Below are 19,251 nucleotides of genomic sequence, written 5' to 3' on the forward strand. Positions count from 1 at the left end.
GACTCCGGTTTTCCCGCGGAGAGCGCCCAAAACGGCCCTCGGGGCGCGTTCCGCACGTCCCCGATATTCTCCTATACTGTGTGGTTGGAAGTTTTTGGTTGGATATCGTTGACCCTCGGCCGTTCCGCGCGCAGGCTCCTCACCTTACTGCTCACCGCGACTGGCCGCCACGGCCGCGCACGAGCGCGAGGAGGCAAGGTGACATGGCGGAAGCGCTGCAGAAGATCAGACATTACATTCCGACCGCGATCGCGGTGATCGTCCTGGTGGCGGCGTGGGAGATATGGTGCCGCGTGGGAAACGTCTCCCCCACGATGATCTCGTCGCCAAGCGAGATCGTGGACGCGACCATCGACACATGGCCCACCCTATGGCCGGCCACGCTCATCACCGCCTACGAAGGATTCGTGGGGTTCGCGCTCGCCGTGGTCTGCGGCATCATGATCGGCATCGTGTTCTATTGCTCGCGCGTGCTCAACGCCGCGTTCTTCCCGCTGCTGGCCGCCGCACAGACGATGCCGCTGATCACTATCGCCCCGCTGTTCATCATCTGGTTCGGCTTCGAGATCTCCGGCAAGATCGCAATCGTGGCCGTGTTCGGGCTGTTCCCCATCGCCGTGCAGACGATTCGCGGATTGGAGTCGGTGCCGCAATTCTATTCCGACGTGGCGCTCACCTGCGGGGCAACGCCCGTGTGGACGCTGTGGCATGTGAAGCTGCGCGTGGCGGCGCGGCAGATCTACGGCGGCATCCGCATCTCGGCCGCATATATCTTCGCGACGGCGGCGACCGCGGAATATCTGGGCGCACGCAAGGGCCTGGGCATCTGGCTTCAGGCGGCGTACAACTCGTTCCGCACGCCGCTGATCTTTTCGGCCACATTCGTAATCGTGGCGTTGACGGCGGTGCTGATGCTGCTGGTCAACGCAAGCGAACTGCTGCTCCTCGGCCCCGCTTCGGAGGACGAGGATCCTGACGCGCAGGAATAAGCGCCCATAAACACTGACGCGCAGGAATAAGCGCCCATAAACACTGACGCGCAGGAATAAACGTCGAATAAACACTACCGCGCAGGAATAAGCGCCCAATAAACAACGTAGTGCGGAAGTAAACGCCCAACAGGCCACGCCGCCCCGCTACGTGCCGGACTTCCCCCTACGTGACGGACACCTCGCTACGTGTTGGACTTTGCACTACGTGACGGGAACACAATCGCTGCAATACCAACGATCACGGTTTTCGGCACCCAACACGCAACACCAAGTCCGGCACGTATGCGCCCGGTCAGTCGCGCCGCCGCAGCTGGGTGTGGACGAACATGGCGGCGAAGGCTATGGCGCCGAGTATGACGGCGGCCTCCACGTATCGCATGATGGCGGCACCGGTTTTGGCGATGTCGGACCGGCCGGGCGTTTCAGGGGCCGTCGGCGTCGGTGTCGGCGTCGCACCCGGCTCAGGCGTGGTCGTGGGACCGGGCGGCACGGGCAGTTCCTCGAATTTGGGCGCGGCGGTCACCTGATAGTCCGATGCCCCGGCGTCGAATTCGGGAATGGTCACGAAGAAGGGGTCGCAGCGGTATTTCCGGTTTGCGTCGGCCACGCCCACACGGTTCACGAGGTAGAGTCCGGGGGCGAGCCCGCTGATGGTGACGGTGCCGTCGCCGCCCGTGCGTCGGTCGGTGTAGTCGTACCGCCCATGCTTGCCGGCGTAGTCGGCGATCTCCTTGGCGGCGGCATTGGCCTGTGAGGAGGTGAGCTCCCCCCACTCGCGGTCGAATCGTTTGAAGGGTGCCCGCGTGGTGAAGCCGCTGATGCCGGTCCCGTCGTCGTTGAGCGTGACGCCGGCCACATAGGCCACGGCGTAGGTGTCGCCGACGAGCGGGTGTCCGCCGGAGGCATCGCCGCCGCCTCTGGCGGATATGGTGAGGCTGCCGTTTGTGGCGGATGCGGCGTTCGCCGCGGTCCCGAATGGCGTAAGCGTCACCGTCATGGCCATCAGCAGGCAGACCAGTATGCCGAATACGGTGTCGATGCGACGTATGGCATGTCGTCGAAGTCCCGTGGGACGCCCTCCGCGACGGCAACCGCTGGATCTTGTGGCTGCGTTATGCACGATGGGTTCCATGCTTCGGTCTCCTTTCATCGTGGCCGGCGTTGCGTGCGGCGACTCCGGCGGCCGATCGACGCCGTTTGCGAATATGATGCGCCACGCCACCGCCGACGAGCAGCGTCGCGAGTCCGATGAGCGGTATCAGATACTGCGGAGGGATGTGCAGACCGAATTGGTTGGCGGCCTGCCCGTCCATGTCGGGCGTGTAGGGCACGCGGTGGGCGTGCACGAGCAGTCGGTGCGTGTTGACGCCGTATGGCGTGCAGGTGATGAGTGTGGCCTGGTCCTTGCCGGCGGTGATGCCGAGCGAGGTGGTGTCGGTGGGCAGCACCGTGCTGATGCCGTCGACTTGGTAGGCGTAGGTTTCCTTGAGGATGCGGAAGAAGAAGAGGTCGCCCTTCTTCATCTGGTCGAGGTCGGTGAACAGTTTGGCGCTGGGCAGTCCGCGATGGCCGGACACTGCCGTGTGCGTGGATGCGCCGCCCACCGGGAAGGACGTGCCTTCGAGATGGCCGATGCCCACCTGCAGTACCTTTTCGGCCGTGCCGTGGTAGATGGGCAGGGTTTCGTGGAGACGGGGCACGGTGATGTAGCCCATCATGCCGTGTCCGTCGATGTTGAGTATGGATTGGTATTGCTTGTCGGACGCGGCCGTGTTGACCGCGCCGGCGAGTGCGTTCGTGGAGCCGCCGGCCGCCTGCTGCGCAAGATGCGTGTTGTAGTCGCGGGCTGCCTGGAGCACGCGGGCGTACTGTTCCTCGCTCATGGCGTTGACGGCGGCATCGTAGTTGCCTACGGCGCGGCTGGCGTTACGCATGATGAGCATGTTGCTGATCGTCGGGTAGAACAGCACGAGCAGTCCTCCGATGATGACCAGCACAGGCAGTATGTCACGCAGCTTCTTCATTGCGGCTTTCCCGGGATGGTGGATTTTGGTGGTTGCAGTGGTGGGAACGATGGAGACGGCGGGGATGATGGAGACGGCAAGGATGCGTATGTGGGGAGAGTCGGTCTTTTTTTGACGGTGAATCAGTGGACGCCTCCCCTCAGGCCGCCTTCAGCGCCCAGCTCCCCTCCGTCAGGAGGGGAGCCAGATCCAACATGGACCTCAGCACATCCGGCTGCCCAGCTCCCCTCCGTCAGAAGGGGAGCCAGTCTGACGTGCGGCGCCTTCCATGCCGTTGGCCCAGCTCCCCTCCGTCAGGAAGGGAGCCAGATCCAACATAGACCTCAGCGCCGTCCGAACGCCCAGCTCCCCTCCGTCGAGAGGGGCCACACAGGACGGCGGCAGCGGACGGCAGACCCTCCGCAGCTCCCCTCCGCGAGGAGGAACGCCACACCCACATGGGCCTCAGCACCATCCGGCTGCCCAGCTCCCCCTGACCTTAGCCAAGTCAAACGACTCTCGGCTCCGGCTCCCCTCAAGATTGAGGGGAGCTGTCAGCAAAGCTGACTGAGGGGAGTTGAACGCCTGCGCCTACGCACCCGTCAGGCGCGCTTGCGGCGGATGGCCCAGACGACGCCGAAGGCGACGATCAGCACGCCGGCTACGGTGAAGGCGATGGTGCCCATGCCGCCGGTGCCGGGCAGGGTGCTGCCCGTGCTGTTCTTCACCGGGATGACGCCGTCGGTCGCGGTCTGACCGTAGTTGGCGCCGGCCTCGTTGTCGTACGTGATGGTCACGTCGGCGTCGGTCTGCTCGGTGCCGTTGTCCTTGCCGTCGATCTTGACGCCGATGTCGCTGGCAAGCGGGTTGTAGCCGGCCGGAGCGGTCTTCTCGTGCAGCAGGTATTCGCCGTTCTTGAGACCCTTGAGAGTGAGCTTGCCGCTTGCCGGAGTGGCGAATTCCTGAACGGTGGTGTCGGCGGCGTCGGAGTCCGTGGCCACGCGGTAGGTGGTGTCATCGACCTTCACGAACTTGATGTAGTCGGCACCGTCCTTGGCCTTGAGCTGGAACACGGCACCGGCGAGGCGCTTGGCCTGGTCGTTGTAGGTGTCGCCGGTGTACTTGTCGACGGTGAACTGGTAGGTGAAGGTGCGCACGGTGTCGGGCTCGGACTCGCCGGTGCCGTTGGTGCTCGGATTATTCGAGTACTCGATCTTCGCGGAGTTGGTGTTGCCCTTGCCGGCGACGACGGCGTTCTCGTTGAGCGTGGCCGTGTAGGTGACCACAATCTGCTTGCCGGCGTTGGCCTGCTGCTTGGCCTTGAAATCGGTCATGGACACGGTCAGCTGGTTGCCGTTGTCGGCAGTGGGCTTGGTCACGGTATAGTCGGTGTTCTCCACGAGAGCATCGGCGGCACCTTCGACCTTGACCGAGGTGATGGCGTCGAACGTGAGTCCGTCAGACAGCGTGTCCTTGAAGTTGAAGGTGTAGCTGTCGTAGGCGGTCATGTCGGGGATGGTGGAGGTCAGCGTAAAGGTGAGCTTCTGACCGATCTGCGCGTTGGCGGAGTCGTTGCCGTCCACCTTCTTCTCGACGGTGGGCAGGTCGCCCTTGATCTCGGCGGTCACCGCGGCAGAGTCCACGGAGACGAGCGTGGCGTACTGGCCGGTGGTGTTGGCCACAGAGGCCCCCTGCACAGCGACCACGTAGTAGCCGTAGTCGAGACCGGCGAACGCGGCGGTGTACTTGCCGTCGGTCGGGGTGGCGGAAACCGTGGCGGACGGGTCAACGGCGGTGATGCCGCTGTTGTTCTTCTGCGCCCAGTTGGACGCCTTGGTGGCGAAGTTGACGAGGTTGGTACCCGTCAGTTTGCTCACATACTCGTAGGCGCACGTGCTCACGGCGGCGGCGTCGCCGGAGCAGTTCGCGCCGCTGGCTGCGGCATCGGTGCCGGTGAAGAATCTGCTCCACGAGGCGTCGAGTGTGTACGACACGGCCTTGTCGCCGGTGTCGTCGCTGCCGCTCACGGTGGCGGAGAACATCCTGTAGGCGTTCGCGGTCTTGCCGGCGAACTTGGCGTCGGCGGTGCTCACGGTCAGCGTGGCGTTGTCGGCCGCGTTGGCGGTGGCGCCGGTCGCAACGCCGAGGCCGATTGCGGTGGCCGCGGCCGCGGCGACGGCGATGGCCTTCTTCATCAGTGAGTTCATCACTGTTCCTTTCTTCTTGATGGACAGATGGATATGTTGGGAAAATCTTGAGTTATGTGGGGGAGCTGGGAAGGTGTCTTCTCTCCCCACCCGGCTTCGCCGGGAGCCCCCTCGTCAGAGGGGGCCAGAGGCACGTGCCCTCGTTTCGGCGGCGGGCAGTACGTCCGGCTTACGTCGGACGATGTCGAGCCCCCTCAGTCCGCCTTCGGCGGCCAGCTCCCCCTGACCTCCAGGGGGAGCCAAGTCAAACACCTCTTGGCTTCGGCTCCCCTCATGATTGAGGGGAGCTGTCAGCGAAGCTGACTGAGGGGAGTTGAGCCCGCACAATTACGGTCAACATCGCATTGGCCGCCAGACCGATTCGTTACGCAGCATGAGCGCCTCGCTTCCTGCGCGTACCCGGACCCGCGCCGGAACCGGAACCGGCTCCAGTCCTCGCGTCTCCATCACCGCTCGCGCCATACCGGTTGCGCAGATACCATGCGGTGCCGGCGGCCACGAGCAGCAGCCCGATGAGCAGCAGCCACGCCGTGCCTTCACCGCCCGTGCTGGGCAGCGGCGAATAGTTGGTCACGGTCGCCACGTTCTCCTTGGCGTCGTATTGCACGGCCACGGAGTATCCGGCCTCCGACGGCGTCCGGGTCGTGCCGTCCTTGAAGGTCATGGAGACTTCGTCGACGGTGTACGTGTAGTAGCGCACGATGTCGTCGCCGTTGGCGTCCTTTCCGTCCACGAAGGCGACGGGCAGGCCCTTGACCACGGTGCGCCACGTGTCGCTCCACAGGGAGCCGTCGGCGTCGGTGAGCGTCACATCCATCGGCATCGTGGTCTCGGTGGCGTTGCAGTCGGCGTCGTAGCAGGAGATGGTCGTGGCTTCCTGCCGCTTGCCGTCGGCGTCCGTGTAGTAGGCGTGCACCTTGAGGTCGATGGACTTCGGACGTTCGAGGGTGCCGTTCCTCCATATCTTCTGGATGGTCAGGTCGACGGTCTTGCAGCCGTTTTCGCCGCACGGATCCTGCCCGTCGCCGGGTTCGGGCGTGAATCCGCCCGTGTTGTCGTCCACGGCCTTGTCGAGCATGAGCACGGCCTTGGCCGCGGAGACGTAGGCGTTCAACGGCTTGGAGGTGGCGACGGTGGCGTCCTTGATGCCGACCCAGTTGGTTTTGTCGTCTCCGGCAGCGTTGCTGCTGGCGGTGGCGGAATCGTAGGCGTTGACGACGTCGAAGTAGTTGACGTCCCAGCGGTCGAGGCCGGTGTTGGCCGTGTCGGCGCCCTTGTCGGAGGTCTTTGCGGCGAATGTCCGTCTTCCGTCCGCCTCGGAGGTGACGGCATCGCCGGCCTTGGCGTCCGTCGTGCGGTACACGCGGTACGTGTTGTATCGGCCTTCGTCGTCCTTGCCCACGATGTTCTTCACGCTGTTGAAGTTCCATGTGGATTTCAACGTGGTGGTTGCGAACGGGTCTACAAGGTCTTCGGTGCCGCGAATCGTGTCGGCGTAGGTCATGTGGTCGTTCTGCAGGACGCCTTCGTTGTTGAGTCCGACGAAGCCGCCGGCATAACCGGTCGCAAGGCCGTTCAATCCGTCGGTCGTCTGCGTGGCGCCGCCGCCGAACACGTCGTACCCGGCCGGCGCGATGCCGGCGACGGAGGAGTCCACGGCCTTGGTGCGGTTGCCTTTGATGAGCTGGACGCTCAGATTTTCGCGGGTGTTCTCGTCCTGGATGATGCCGTCGTTGTCGCATGGCAGTTTGATGACGGAGTCGCCGATGGTGATGATCGCCACGTCGGTCTGCTGATTGTTCGTGTCGCTTTTCTTGGACAATGCGACGCCGATCTTCAGTCCGAAGAGGTTCACATACAGCGTGTCGCCTTCGGCGAGGACCTTGAGATCGAATATCTTGCCGAGTCCGGGGAACCATTTGCCGAGGTCGATGACGCCGATCTGCTCCGCCTTGTCGAGATACAGCAGTTTGACGAGCGCGTTGACGATGACAAGCAACAGGTCGACGAGCGGCGAGCTGGCCTGGGCGTCGACGAGGTAGGTGCGTGTGGTCTCGCCGAGGAAGCCGCCGGCGATCTCGTCGCTGGACGTCTTCTTGAGGTTCGTGACCTTCGCGTCGGAGATACGCGCCAGATCGGCGTAGCCGGCGAATCCGCCGACGACCTCGCGCCCGGTGGCCTTGTCTGTGCCCTTGGTGCTCGTATACGTGGCGTCGCCCTGATGGGAGGCGTTGACGGTGAATCCGGCGGGAATGCCGGCGACGGACGAATGCTCGGCGTGGGAGCCCCAGATGTCGAGCACGCCGGCGGTGGCGCCGAGCAGGCCGGAGACGCCGGCATTGTCCACGTCCACGGTGCCGGCCTTGCCGAGGTGGCCGATGAAGCCGCCCGCATAGTTGACGCCGGCGACGCTGTTGAGGTTGGTCACGGTGCCGTAGTCGACGGTGCCGTTGATGAGACCGCCGCCGAAGCCGCCCGCCGATCCGGTGAAGCGCGTGGAGTCGAGGATGCCCTGCCGACCGGCGTCGTGGGCGCGGATCTGGATGCCGTCGGCCACGCCGGCCACGTTCGCATGGTGGAGGAACGTGCGGAAGGCGTCGAGGGCGCTGATGTTGCCGGCTTTGATGAGTTTGAGCAGCAGTTCGGTGCTGTGGTCGTTGGAGCCATCCGTGCCGTCGGTGCCGGCCACGGACGCCACGGATGTGGTGTCGGCCTGGCCGAAGAATCCGCCGGCGTATTGGCCGCCGTCCACGCCGCGCAGACCGTCGACGGCGAGCGTGTCGGTTGCGGAGGCGCCGCCGTTTTCGGTGCCGGCCACCACGGCCTTCATCGACCCGGCGAATCCGCCCGCAGCACGCGCGTATTTCGTGGTGCCGTCGGTGCCCTTGTAGGCGCCGTCCACGGTGAAGCCCCAGGCCTGGCCGTTGCCGCCGTCCTTGACGGAGGCGACCTTGGCGCCGCGCACGGTGGATACGGTGGCGTCGAGCACGGAGGCGAGGTCGTTCGGCGTGGAGATCAATGCGTCGAGCAGTTGCTGGAGGATGCCGTCGGAGGCGTTGGTGTTGACTTCGGCCACACCGGCCGCGGTGATGAGTCCCGCATAGCCGCCGATGGCGTTGGTACCGGAGACACGGCGCAGGTTGGTCGCGTCCGCGCCGGTGGGCTTGTAGCCGGAGTGGGTGGCGCCGATGGACCAGTGGTCGTCGGACGCCGCCGCGTCGGAGAAGGTCTTGTCACCCCAGATCTGTGCGCCGGACGCGTAGCCCACGTAGCCGCCGGCGAATCCGTTCGCGTGGGTCAGGTCGGTGCCGGTGGCGGTGACGGTCATGCCCTGACGGTAGCCGACGACGGACGAGCTTTTGACCACGGGCACGAACACGTCGAGCACGTTGGCGAGTTTGCCCAGATTGGCTTTGATGATGCCGAGCACATCCACGTCGCCGAAGCTGACGGCGCCGCCGGATTCCATGGAGCCGGCATAGCCGCCGGCCGCACGCATGGCCTTGACCTGCCTGGTGTCCTGCGATTGGCCGTTGGTGATGACGCCGGCACGCATGAGGCCCACGTGGCCGCCTGCGACGCCGCCGTCGGAGACGTTGGCTTCGTTGGCGTACGTGGCGCGACCGGCCACCACGTTCGTGCCGTAGATGTAGGTGTCGATGGCCTTGTTCAGCGTTTCCTGATCGGTGATCGTTCCGGCGTTCTTCAGCAGTTCCGCGAACTCCTTGCCGTAACCGCCGGTGCTGCCGACCGCCTTGGCCCATGCCTGCCAGGTGGCGTAGTCGAGATTGCGCAGCGGTCCGGTGACCTGCGTGTTCTCCTCGGTCGGATAGCTCACCTGGAGGGCGCCGAGCAGGTTGTCGGCCTTGACGAGGCCGAACAGCAGGTTGAGGCTGCCGGTTTTGGCGGTGCTGGCCGCGTGCATGAAACCGGTGTATCCTCCGGCCATCTCCGCGCCGTATACGGAGCGGATGCGCGCCGCGAACGCGGTGCTTTGGGGGCCGGAGTAGTGGTTGTTGGCGTCGTTCTCGCTCTTCCATGGGGCGTTGTTGTTGCCCCAGATGTGGCCGCCTTCGTTCTCGCCCACGTAGCCGCCGGCCACGCCGCGCAGCGTGGTGGCGTCGGAGGCGGCCTGCGCGCGGACCACTCCGCCGCAGGGCACGGAGTCGGTGGAGCTGTTGCGAATGGTGGGCACGAAGTCCTGCAGCAGCGAGGCGAGCGTGCCGCTGGTGCCGACGAGGCCGTTGAGCAGCGAGGAGTCGTTGAGCACGCTGGCCACGTCGCCGGGAGCGATGGCGCCCGCATAGCCGCCGGCCCGCACCTGGCCGATGATGTGTGAGAAGTTGTGCGCGTTGGAGTCCTGGATGTGCCCGCCTTTGACGCTGCCCGCATAGCCGCCGGCCTCGCCGAGCGGGTTCGCCGCGCTGCCGGGCGTGGGCGTGCCGCCGCCGAGTGAGGTGTTCGTCTCGTCGGTGCCGCTGGCGATGACGGCGTAGCCGGCCGCCGCACCCGTCACGTCGGAGTGTTCCACGATGGAGACGACGACGGAGAGCACGCTGGAGATGTCGGTGAGTTTGATGTTCTTTAGCACCTTGAGACCGCCGCCGACGGATGCGGCGGAGCCGATGTCCATGCGGCCGATGTAGCCGCCTGCGTAGCGTTTGGCTGTCACGGCGTACGAGCTTTTCGTCTCGTCGAAGTATGTGCCGCCATCGGTGCCTTCCAACGCCGTGGGTTCCTTGACGGTGGTGTGCCGCAGCTGCGTGACGTCGGATTCGGAGACCTGCACGCCGGAGCCGTACCCGATGTAGCCGCCTGCCGAACCGGATTGCGAATCGGTCTGATCGAGGCGGGAGGCCGTCACCTTGAGTCCGGGGTTGGCGGGATCGGTGGTTTTCCGCCCGCTGGTCGTTTCGACAGTTCCGGCGTCGGTGCGTACGCCGGCCGCATTGATGACCGGCACGTATGCGCCGGCCACGCTGAGCAGATCACCCGTCTCCAGACCGAGGTCGCCAAGCCCTCCGAGGATGCTGATGCCGCCGTCGGCCGAAGCGAGCGCGCCGGAACGCGCACGTGCGGCGAATCCGCCCGCATAGGTGCCGCCGTTCACGGTGTCGAGGTTGGTCACGGCCCAGCCATCGCCACCGACCGTTTTGGAGTCGTCGATCTTGCCGCTTTGCAGGTCGCCGGCGAATCCGCCCGCCATGTTCGCCGATACGCTGCCGCCGTTCACATACGTCACGTCGGCGTTCGTGTATTTCGGCACCATGTAGCCGATTGCGGTGATGAGGCCCTGCTTGCCGCCGAGGCTGAGGATGGCCTTGAGCGCGCCGTCGTCGTCCTTGGGCAGCACGTCCGCCAGACCGCCGGTCACGGATACGCCGACGAATCCTCCCGCGTTGCCGGTGGTGCCGTCGGCGGCGACGGATGCGAGGTTGGCCACGTGGGCATCGGTGGCCTGCGTGCTGTTCGATTGGGCGATGAAGCCACCGGCCATGTACTGCGTGGCTTCGCCGTCCTGATGTTTTCCGGTGGCGGAGACGGCCATGCCGGATGCGATGCCGGAGACGTTGACGTCGTTGGCATCGATCTTGACGCCGGCCGCCAGCGACAGCAGTCCTTCGAGCTTGATGAGACCGAGGCCGAGCAGATCGACGCCGCCGGCGCTGAGCAGGTCTCCGGGGCCGGAGACGCCGATGAAGCCGCCCGCACGATTGTTCGCGGCCACGGATTTCACGCCCTTCACCACGACGGCCGCCGTATCGGGCACCGTGGCGTCGCCGTAGGCCGGGGTGGCCTTGCCGATGTTGCCACCCATGGCGAAGCCAATGCCACCTCCCGCATAATCGCCCTTGGCCGTAATCGCAAAGCCGTCGTTCACGCCCGAAACGGTGGTGGCACTGACCTCGAACGGCAGATAATCGCCGAGGCCGACGGTCTGGTTGATGAGTCCCCCGATGGACGCGGTGCTGAGCTTGCCGGCGATGCCGCCCGCATACGAGCCGTCGACGGAAACCGTCTTCAGGCCGTTGACGACGTTCGTGCGCTCGGCGGGCACGTCGAGTCTCGTATGCTTCCAGAACGACAGCTCGTTCACATGTGCGGCGTCGGATGCCGCGATCATGGTGCCGTCACCGCGTCCGACGATGCCGCCCGCATAGTCGTTGCCCGATTCGACGGTGATGACGCCGTTCGTGCGGATGCCGAGCAGCGCCGATTCCTCGACGCCGACGAGCGTGAGCAGGTTCTGCGCCGTGTCCGGGTCCTTGGTGAGCAGTTCGCCGAGCAGGTTGTTCACGCCGGTGAGCAGGTCGGAGTTCTTGGACTCCCCCGCGCCGAGGTCCGACGCCCAGCCGACCGTGGCCGCGCCGGTGAATCCGCCGGCGAGCGCCTTGGTGCCCTTGTCGTCCTTGATGCCGCTGGCCTTGACCGTGATGGTGCCGTCGAGTGTGTCGTTGATGGCGTAGCTGTTGGCCATGGCGCCGGCGAAGCCACCCGCATAGGTGCCGGCCTGTACGGTCACGTCGGCGTTGACGGACGAGTCGACGATGGTGCTCTGCGGCTGCGAGAGGCGGATGAGTTCGACGCCGACCTCGCTGAGCGCGCCCTTCATCACGTCGTTGCGCATGAGGCCGGTGAATCCGCCGACGTATGCGCTTCCCGTGACCGTGTAGGCGTTGGCGCTGGTCACACTGGAGCCGGTGATGATGGCGCCGGTCTGTGAGCCGATGAATCCGCCGGCATGGTCCTTGTCCGCGGTGCCGATGACGGTGCCGGCGGCGAAGTCCCTGACCGCGCTGTCGCTGATGGTCGGATTGTGGTAGGCGACGGGCACGAGCGATTTCGCGTCGATGATGTTGCTGTCGAGCAGCAGCGTGATGAGGTCGCCGAGCCCGAGCCCGGGAATGAGGTTGAGGATGTTCGACAGCAGTTTGACGATGCTGCCCAAGGAGTTGGAGATGATGTCGTATTGCGTTTCGCCCTGCGCATGGCCGACGAATCCGCCGGTCATGCCGGCGACGTTGGATATGCTCACGTTGGAGCTGACGCATTTGTCGATGACGACCGTGCCGATCACGCGTCCGGAGAACGAACCGGTGGCCAACGATGACGGGTCGGCCTTGCGGATGGTCAGCAGGTTCTCGACCAGTCCGCTGAGGTCCACCTTGCCGAGGGTGAGGATCTTCAGCAATTCGCTGACGACGGTGCCGAGGACGGTGCCGAGCGCGCCGAGGATGGCGCTGACGACGGTCTGGTCCACCTTGACCTCCGTCGACTCGTTCGTCACCGACACGGTGTCGATGCCGATGTTGCTTACGTATGCGGTCGTGACCTTGCCTTGGATCGGATCGTTGGCGTCGAGCTTGTTCGAGATGGTGCCGAAGAATCCGATGCCGGTGTATTCGCTCACGTCGAGCTTGCCGGTCTGATGCACGGTCACGTTGGATACGACCGGACGGACGGCGGTGTCGTTGGTGCTTACGCCGTCGGTGCCGACGCCGTTCCAGAGCGAGCCGGCGACGGCCGCATCGTCACCGGCCACGCCGAGCATCACGCCGGAGAACATGAGCGGCGTCCACGTGGCCTTGGAGGTCACGTCGTTGGCCGCATCGGCGGATGCGTCGATGCTGCGGAACACGATGAAGTTCGCATCGGATGCGTATGTCTGGCCCGTGTTGGCGCCGTATGTGGCATCGTCGACGTCGTGGCGATTGCCGTCGGCGTCCTTGACGAAGTATTTGGTCCGGGTGGCGCCCATCGTGGCAAGGATGCCGTCGTGGTCGGGGAAGTCGGCGTCATGCAGCTTCTCCCCGGGCGCGAGGTCGGCGTCGCCGGGATACGCCACGGATTCGGCGCCCTCGTCGGTCCATGAATCGTCGGTGAGGCAGCTGAGATGTCCGCATTTCTGGGTGATCTTCCAGACCTTGCCGACGACCTTCTTCTTCGTGCCGATGGCGCGCAGCTGCTGTTCGTTGCCGACGAGGATGTACGTCCTGCCGTTGATAGTCTTGGCGGCCTGGCCTGCGAAATCACGACCCGCAAGCCCGTCCGCGGCGGCCTTGGCGGCGCGGTTCTTCGTCTGCGTCTTGCCCGTCGTATCGGACTGCGCTGTTTTGCCAGTCTGCGTCGTATCGGACTGCGCTGTCGTATCGGATTGCGTTTTGTCGGACTGCGTTTTGTCGATTTTCGCGCCGCCTGTCGTATCCTGCTTCTTCGACTGCATTTGATTCGATGACTGCATTTGATTCGACGACGTTTCCTGTGATGCGATGTCGTCCGAACCATCGCTGGTGCCGTTCGTTGTCGGTTTCTGCGACGATGTGCCGTTCGACGCACTTTCCGCGGTCGTATCGCTGGCGGCGCTGACGATGGCGTTGTCGAGCGAGGCGGAGTCGGCGCCATACTCGGCGATGCCGGCCGTGGTCGCATATGATGTGGTCGCATTCGACGCGGTCGCATATGATGTGGTCGATTTTGCCGTGGTTTGCATCATCGCGTTCGACGTCGGGACCATCATGAACGCCGGCACGATGACGGCCAGAAGCGCCGCAATGGCCTTGCGCGACGCGCGGCGTATTCCGTTTCCGGCCACACCGTCATTGGTATCGTCATCCTGTACGAGGGTATGAAGAGGCATCTGGACCGCACTGCCATCGACCGGTCGCATACCAGTCACATCGGTCATATTGCGCACAATACAACGGATACGATGCTTCACGTTCACCCTTATCTCTCGTACGGCCCAAAAATCGGACACCTCGTTGCACACCACGTAATCAGAGCCTTTTCCTACATTGTTATTGGTATATCGACAAACCGGACCATTATGTCGTTGTAGCGAAACGCTCACATTTGCCATATTTTGCCGCAACACGCATGTCCCCCCTACAGCGCAAGGACGTTGAGCGCAAGGACGTTGGCGGAATCATCGGGAAGAAAAACCACGCCCGGCAACGAAAACCACATGCCGCCCCCGCGCGCTACGTGACGGACTCCGCGGTACGTGCCGGACTTCGCAGTACGTGTCGGATTTCTCGGTACGTGCCGGACTCCGTGGTACGTGACGGACTCCGCGCTACATGACGGGAACACAATCGCTGCAATACCAACAATCACGGTTTTCGACATCCAACACCTAGAGCGAAGTCCAACACACAACGCAAAGTCCGGCACGTAGCGCAGATACGGTACGCGACCCGGATGTGCATAGCCCTTGGTTCGGCACGTGAAGCCGCGGGCGTAAACGAATCGAGCGACTTTCTTGGAATGGCCTATACACGTCTCGTGAATGCATACCTTTTTCTCATACGTCGTGGGAGAATGAAGGTGGATCATCCACATGCATCCACCGACGGGGCGTTTGACCGCGGCTCGTCGAATGCTTGATAGAAGGGACTAGAATGAGCGATTCGAACACTTCGAACGGCTTTGCCCCCAACGATGGGGACACCAAGCCGAGCGCAACGAATCCGTTGGACCAGAACGCCGCGCCCGTGGCGGATGGGGGTGTGTCCGACGCCACGCAATTGGGACAGTACAGTCCGTTGAACCCGCAGACGGAATCCGCGGCCCAGCAGGCGTCGACGCCACAAGCTCCGACGCCACAGACGCCGACTACCGGGCACGGCGCCGCCCCGGCCGCCGCGCCCGCATACGGCGCACCGGCGTACGGCGCGGACCCGAACGCCGCGCAGGGTGGATATCAGGGATATGAGACCCCGGGGACGGCGACGCCTTCGGAGGCACCCGCATATGGGCAGCAGCAGCCGGCCGCACCGCAGTACGGACAGCAGACGGGATACGAGACCCCGCAGTACGGACAACAGGACGCGTATGGCCAGGCACCGGCATACGGACAGCAGTACGGACAGCAGCCCTACGGCGGCTACCCCCAGCAGCCCGCACCGGAGACGCCCGCATATGAGGCACCGGCCCAGGCCCCGAGCGCACAGGAACCCGCCGCCGCGGAGACCGACTTCGCGCACGTGCCCTTCCCCTCCGGCCAGACGTCGATTCCCGAACCCGCACCGGCTGCGCCAGCATACGGCCAGGAACCGTCCGGCGCCGAGCAGTCCGCGCCCGAACCCCAGCAGCCGGGCTATCAGCCGCCGGCATACGGCCAGCAGGACGCATACGGACAGCCCCAGACCCCGGGCTACGGCGAACAGCCGACGGACGCCTATGGCGCGGCCCCGGCATACGGCGAACAGCAGAACCCGTACGGCACCCCCGCAGCCGACCCCTACGGCAACGACCCGTACGGCGCCGCGCCGCAAGGCTACGGCCAGCAGTCCCAGTACGGCGAATCCGCCCCGGCTATGCCCGCGCCCCCGCAGGGCTACGGTGCGCCAGCAACCGCCACCACCGGCGGCGCCATCCCGCTCGACCAGAACGGCGAACCGCCGCTGTGGGCGCCGTGGTACGGCATCTCGTTCCCCAACGCGTTCATCCGCGTGTTCAAGAAGTACGCCACCTTCTCCGGCCGTGCCTCCCGCAGTGAATACTGGTGGTGGATGCTGGGCAGCACCATCATCACCATGCTGTTCAGCATCCTGCTTGAGGCCACCCGCCAGAACGTCCTCGTCAGCGGCCTGAGCAGCATCTGGAGTCTCGCCGTCCTGGTGCCGAACATCGCGGTCGGCGTGCGCCGCCTGCACGATACGAACCGCAGCGGCTGGTTCTACCTACTGCCGTTCGGCATCGGCCTCATCGGCATCGTCTTCATGGTCGGCGGCATCTTCACCGGTGCCATCAGCGCCACGAGCAATTCCTCCGGCGGCGTCGGCGGCGGCCTCGCGATCATGTTCCTCGGCGTCATCCTCCTGCTCGCATCAGGCATCGTGATGATCGTGCTGATGGCGAAGAAGAGCAACCCCGAAGGCGCCCGCTTCGACCAGCCTCAGGCGTAGCGTAGGCCAGCGCAGAGCACCAACACCTGGCGCGGCGCAAACACAAAACAAACGGTGTGAGCCCCGACGAAACAATACCGTCGGGACCCACACCGTTTTCTGTCTTAGGAACTTCCCCGAAGTACCCAGCACCCAGCACTCAGTGCAACGGCTGTTCGTCTACAGTTCCACGGTCTCCTTGCCGGGGTCGTCCTTGATGTGGGCGAACTTGGCGGCGAGCGCGGCCTTGCTGCGCTTCTCGTCCTCCTCCTTGGCCTTCTTCTTGGCCTCGACCGGGTCCCACAGCACGTCGTCGTGGTGCTTCTTCCATTCCGGCTTGGAGATCTCCAGCAGACGGTCGACGAACGCGGCGGCGTTGCCGTCAGCGTCCGGTCCGGCGACGGCCAGCTTGCGCAGCCCCTCCAGCTCCTCGGCAGTCACGAACACGCGCGGCACGCCCAGTCGTTCATCGAATTCGTTGAAATACAGGGCCGCCGGCAGCGAAGCCTTCGCCACGTCCCCGCCAGCCACATCGGCCCCAGCCTCGCCGGCACCTGCCCCAGCGCTCACCGCGGCCAGCACGTCGGCGAAGGCGGCGGCACCCAGCGCGAACCGTCCGGCCGTGTCGTCGGCCGACAATGCGACGCCTGCGGCCTCGGCGGCCTCGACCACCGTACGCACGGAGTCGTTCGTCGCGTCATCCCATACGTTGCCGAGCAGTTCGGCCGACGTCACGATATGCGCGGCGTCGCCGTCGTCGGAGAAGTCGACGGTCTCGTCATAGGCGTCGTTGGCGGCGAGCAATGCGTCGACGATGCTCTGCGGGCGTCCGGGAATCTCGTCCGCGCCCTCGTACACGTATTCGGCGTCGGGAACGGTCACATCCTCGCCTGTCAGCACCAGCGCGAACTGGCGTGTGGTGCGCACCTGGAACGATTCGGCGTATTTCACGTCGTTGTCGATGTGCATGTGGTCGGTCAGCGGCCACAGATCGGTCAGTTCCTTGCTCGCTTCGACGGCAGCGGCGACGGCAGGCAGCTGCTTCAGCGCGGCTGCGGACGAAATCCATGCGGTATTGGTCATACCTCCAGTATGGTATTACCACAAGAGAAACCACGGGTTTTTCACCGCTTTCGTGACCAACATCACGAAACGTCGCCTTGACCGTCCCACACCGCCAGCACCTACCCCTCAGTCACGCTACGCGCGCCAGCTCCCCTGACAAGGGGAGCCAAGCGACTGTCGCCACTTTCACTCCACATTGGCCGCCGGGTCGGCGTATGCGACGGCGAGCATCTCATGGGTGGCGGAGTCGAATGTGATGGACGTGACCGAGGCGAGCGCCGTATGACGGTTGAACATCCAGTGTTCGGCATTGCCTTTCTCCAGTAGATGACGGAACGACCAAATCGGCGATTCATGGCTTACGACGATGATCTGCCCGCCGGCGTATTCGTCGACCTTTTCGTAGGCGAAATCGCTCATGCGCGCGCCGATGTGCTCGTAGCTTTCGCCCCATGTGGGCTTGTGCAGGTCGCGGATGAGCCTAAGATTCCTCCGATGCCAGAATGCGCCGTCGCCGTGGCCGATGCGTTTGCCTCGGAATTCGTTGCCCGCCTCGATCAGACGCGGATCGGTATGCAGCTCCAGCGGCGGCTCGTCGCGTTCGGCGCGCACGGAGTTCAATGCGGTCAGGATCTCGCCGGCGGTCTCGCGTGTGCGGTCGAGCGGCGAGGAATACACGGCGGCCGCCTGATTGATGCCGGAATGCGCGGCGATGTAGCGCGCGGTGGCCTGGGCCATGCGCACGCCGCGTTCGGAAAGATGGAAGTCCGGCAGCCGTTCGTAGAGAACATGCTCGGGATTGTAGACCTCGCCATGACGGACAAAATGAATCGTGGTCGCGGGCATCGTCGCGCGGGCTCCTTCGTGATCGTCGGTCGTCGTTTGCTGGTTCCAGTGTAGTCGTTTCGTCGGCATCGGCGACGTTGCAATCAGCCCGTCCGACGTAATCGACGCAATCGACGCAATCGACGCAAACGGTTCAATCGACCCGGCCGGCCGCTACTTCCATCCGAAGGGCGCGTGCTCGATGGACCACATGCCGAGGCGGTGCGCCACGCTGCGTTCACGCTTCGCGGCCAGCTCCGCTTCGGTGAGCTTCGCGCTTCCGCGGCGCAGACGGTTCATCGCGTTGGTGTGCGTGTCGTCGAGCAGCCACTTGCGGATCGCGAAGTTCCACACCATCACCACCACCGTGGCGACCAGCTTGCCGATGTTCGTCCACAGAATGTACTGCGTGTGCATCGTGTACATCGAATCATGCGGCATCCACGACGTGCTGATCCAGACGATCACCTCGTTCATGATCCATCCGATGAACGACGATACGAAGAAAATCGTGATCTCCATCCATCGCGCCATGTCGGGACGATGTTTGAACACGAATTTCATGCTCGCCAGATAATTGAAGACCAGTGAGACGAAGAACGAGATGGACGTTGCCAGGATGTTGTGCATATGCGTCAGCAGCAGCAGGTTCATCAGACCGTAGTCGATGACGAACGCAATGCCGCCCACCATGCCGAACTTCATCAGCTGCGCGAAGAGTTTTCTCACTTGCCCCATTAAACCCCGACCACCGTTCGACTGGCGGGGCACGGATAAACCCTCCCATCATCTTTACGAAAAACGACGTCCTCCGACTACGCTGGTGCATGGCAGGCATCGTCCGTATGCCATTGCCGTATGCCAACGTAAGGAGACATCATGCCGGTCATTCACACCCATGCGAGCACGACCATCAGCCGCGAGCAGCGCGAGGAGCTCAAGACCATGTACGGGCAGGCGATCACCGCCGTGCCGGGCAAGTCGGAGGGCTGGCTGATGTGCCCGTTCGAAGACAACATGCCGATCTATTTCGGCGGCGACGACGCCAAACCGGCCGCCTACGTGGAGGTGAACGTGTTCGGCGATTCCGTGCCGCGCGAGAACTGGGAGGAACTGACGCGCCGCATCAGCGAGGCGCTGGACAAGGTGCTGGGCATCCCGTCGAACCGCGTGTACATCCGCGAGACCGCCACGACGAACTGGGGCTGGTCGGGGCGTAACTTCTGACGCATGTCGCGCCACATGGGCCGGGTTGCGCGCATGGGCCGGG

The 19,251-nt window shown here is 64.5% G+C and carries 10 protein-coding genes; 3 read left to right on the forward strand and 7 right to left on the reverse strand.

Translation table 11 applies throughout. The annotated features are described in order from the left end of the window. Positions 1-203: 203 nt before the first annotated feature. Positions 204-989 carry an ABC transporter permease gene (locus DF200_RS04080; protein WP_109137017.1) on the forward strand — a complete coding sequence of 262 codons (786 nt, stop codon included), beginning with the start codon at positions 204-206 and terminating at the stop codon, positions 987-989. Positions 990-1,284: 295 nt separating this feature from the next. Here the strand turns inward: DF200_RS04080 and DF200_RS04085 are convergent, their stop codons facing one another. From DF200_RS04085 to DF200_RS04100, 4 genes are all read right to left on the reverse strand, one after another. Further along, positions 1,285-2,112, reverse strand: coding sequence for a hypothetical protein (locus DF200_RS04085; protein WP_146192007.1), 828 nt, complete (start codon positions 2,110-2,112; stop codon positions 1,285-1,287). Beyond that, a complete protein-coding gene (locus tag DF200_RS04090) occupies positions 2,105-3,016 on the reverse strand; it encodes a class C sortase (RefSeq protein ID WP_109137019.1) in 912 nt (303 codons plus the stop codon). Before DF200_RS04090 ends, DF200_RS04085 begins: the two co-directional genes overlap by 8 nt. Positions 3,017-3,597: 581 nt before the next feature. Next, positions 3,598-5,202: a SpaH/EbpB family LPXTG-anchored major pilin gene (locus tag DF200_RS04095; protein ID WP_109137020.1), complete on the reverse strand. Its 1,605-nt coding sequence runs from the start codon at positions 5,200-5,202 to the stop codon at positions 3,598-3,600. Between the two features lie 364 nt (positions 5,203-5,566). Further along, positions 5,567-13,795 carry an LPXTG cell wall anchor domain-containing protein gene (locus tag DF200_RS04100; protein WP_146192008.1) on the reverse strand — a complete coding sequence of 2,743 codons (8,229 nt, stop codon included), beginning with the start codon at positions 13,793-13,795 and terminating at the stop codon, positions 5,567-5,569. Positions 13,796-14,603: 808 nt separating this feature from the next. On the opposite strand from DF200_RS04100, the gene DF200_RS04105 reads away from it, so the two are divergent. Then, positions 14,604-16,112 carry a DUF805 domain-containing protein gene (locus DF200_RS04105; protein WP_109137022.1) on the forward strand — a complete coding sequence of 503 codons (1,509 nt, stop codon included), beginning with the start codon at positions 14,604-14,606 and terminating at the stop codon, positions 16,110-16,112. A gap of 159 nt (positions 16,113-16,271) precedes the next feature. On the opposite strand, the gene DF200_RS04110 is transcribed toward DF200_RS04105, so the two are convergent. The 3 genes from DF200_RS04110 to DF200_RS04120 all read right to left on the reverse strand — a co-directional run bounded on the left by DF200_RS04110 (position 16,272) and on the right by DF200_RS04120 (position 18,710). Continuing rightward, a complete protein-coding gene (locus DF200_RS04110; RefSeq protein WP_109137023.1) occupies positions 16,272-17,174 on the reverse strand; it encodes a hypothetical protein in 903 nt (300 codons plus the stop codon). A 168-nt stretch (positions 17,175-17,342) separates the two neighbouring features. Beyond that, the gene (locus tag DF200_RS04115) at positions 17,343-18,002 is read right to left on the reverse strand and encodes a histidine phosphatase family protein (RefSeq protein WP_109137024.1); all 660 of its coding nucleotides are present in this window, start codon (positions 18,000-18,002) and stop codon (positions 17,343-17,345) included. A gap of 153 nt (positions 18,003-18,155) precedes the next feature. Further along, positions 18,156-18,710 (reverse strand): GtrA family protein, encoded by a 555-nt coding sequence (locus tag DF200_RS04120; RefSeq protein ID WP_241520114.1) that lies wholly within the window; start codon positions 18,708-18,710, stop codon positions 18,156-18,158. Between the two features lie 150 nt (positions 18,711-18,860). On the opposite strand from DF200_RS04120, the gene DF200_RS04125 reads away from it, so the two are divergent. After that, entirely contained in the window at positions 18,861-19,208 is a 348-nt protein-coding gene (locus tag DF200_RS04125; protein WP_109137026.1) for a tautomerase family protein, read from the forward strand. Positions 19,209-19,251 lie beyond the last annotated feature (43 nt).

The organism is Bifidobacterium catulorum (assembly GCF_003129925.1).
Classification (GTDB): Bacteria; Actinomycetota; Actinomycetes; order Actinomycetales; family Bifidobacteriaceae; genus Galliscardovia; species Galliscardovia catulorum.

What these genes read in the sequence shown, in the direction of transcription:
- DF200_RS04080 (WP_109137017.1), top strand. Translation starts at nt 204, where the DNA reads ATGGCGGAAGCGCTGCAGAAGATCAGACATTACATTCCGACCGCGATC.
- DF200_RS04090 (WP_109137019.1), bottom strand. Translation starts at nt 3,016, where the DNA reads ATGAAGAAGCTGCGTGACATACTGCCTGTGCTGGTCATCATCGGAGGA.
- DF200_RS04095 (WP_109137020.1), bottom strand. Translation starts at nt 5,202, where the DNA reads ATGAACTCACTGATGAAGAAGGCCATCGCCGTCGCCGCGGCCGCGGCC.
- DF200_RS04105 (WP_109137022.1), top strand. Translation starts at nt 14,604, where the DNA reads ATGAGCGATTCGAACACTTCGAACGGCTTTGCCCCCAACGATGGGGAC.
- DF200_RS04110 (WP_109137023.1), bottom strand. Translation starts at nt 17,174, where the DNA reads ATGACCAATACCGCATGGATTTCGTCCGCAGCCGCGCTGAAGCAGCTG.
- DF200_RS04115 (WP_109137024.1), bottom strand. Translation starts at nt 18,002, where the DNA reads ATGCCCGCGACCACGATTCATTTTGTCCGTCATGGCGAGGTCTACAAT.
- DF200_RS04125 (WP_109137026.1), top strand. Translation starts at nt 18,861, where the DNA reads ATGCCGGTCATTCACACCCATGCGAGCACGACCATCAGCCGCGAGCAG.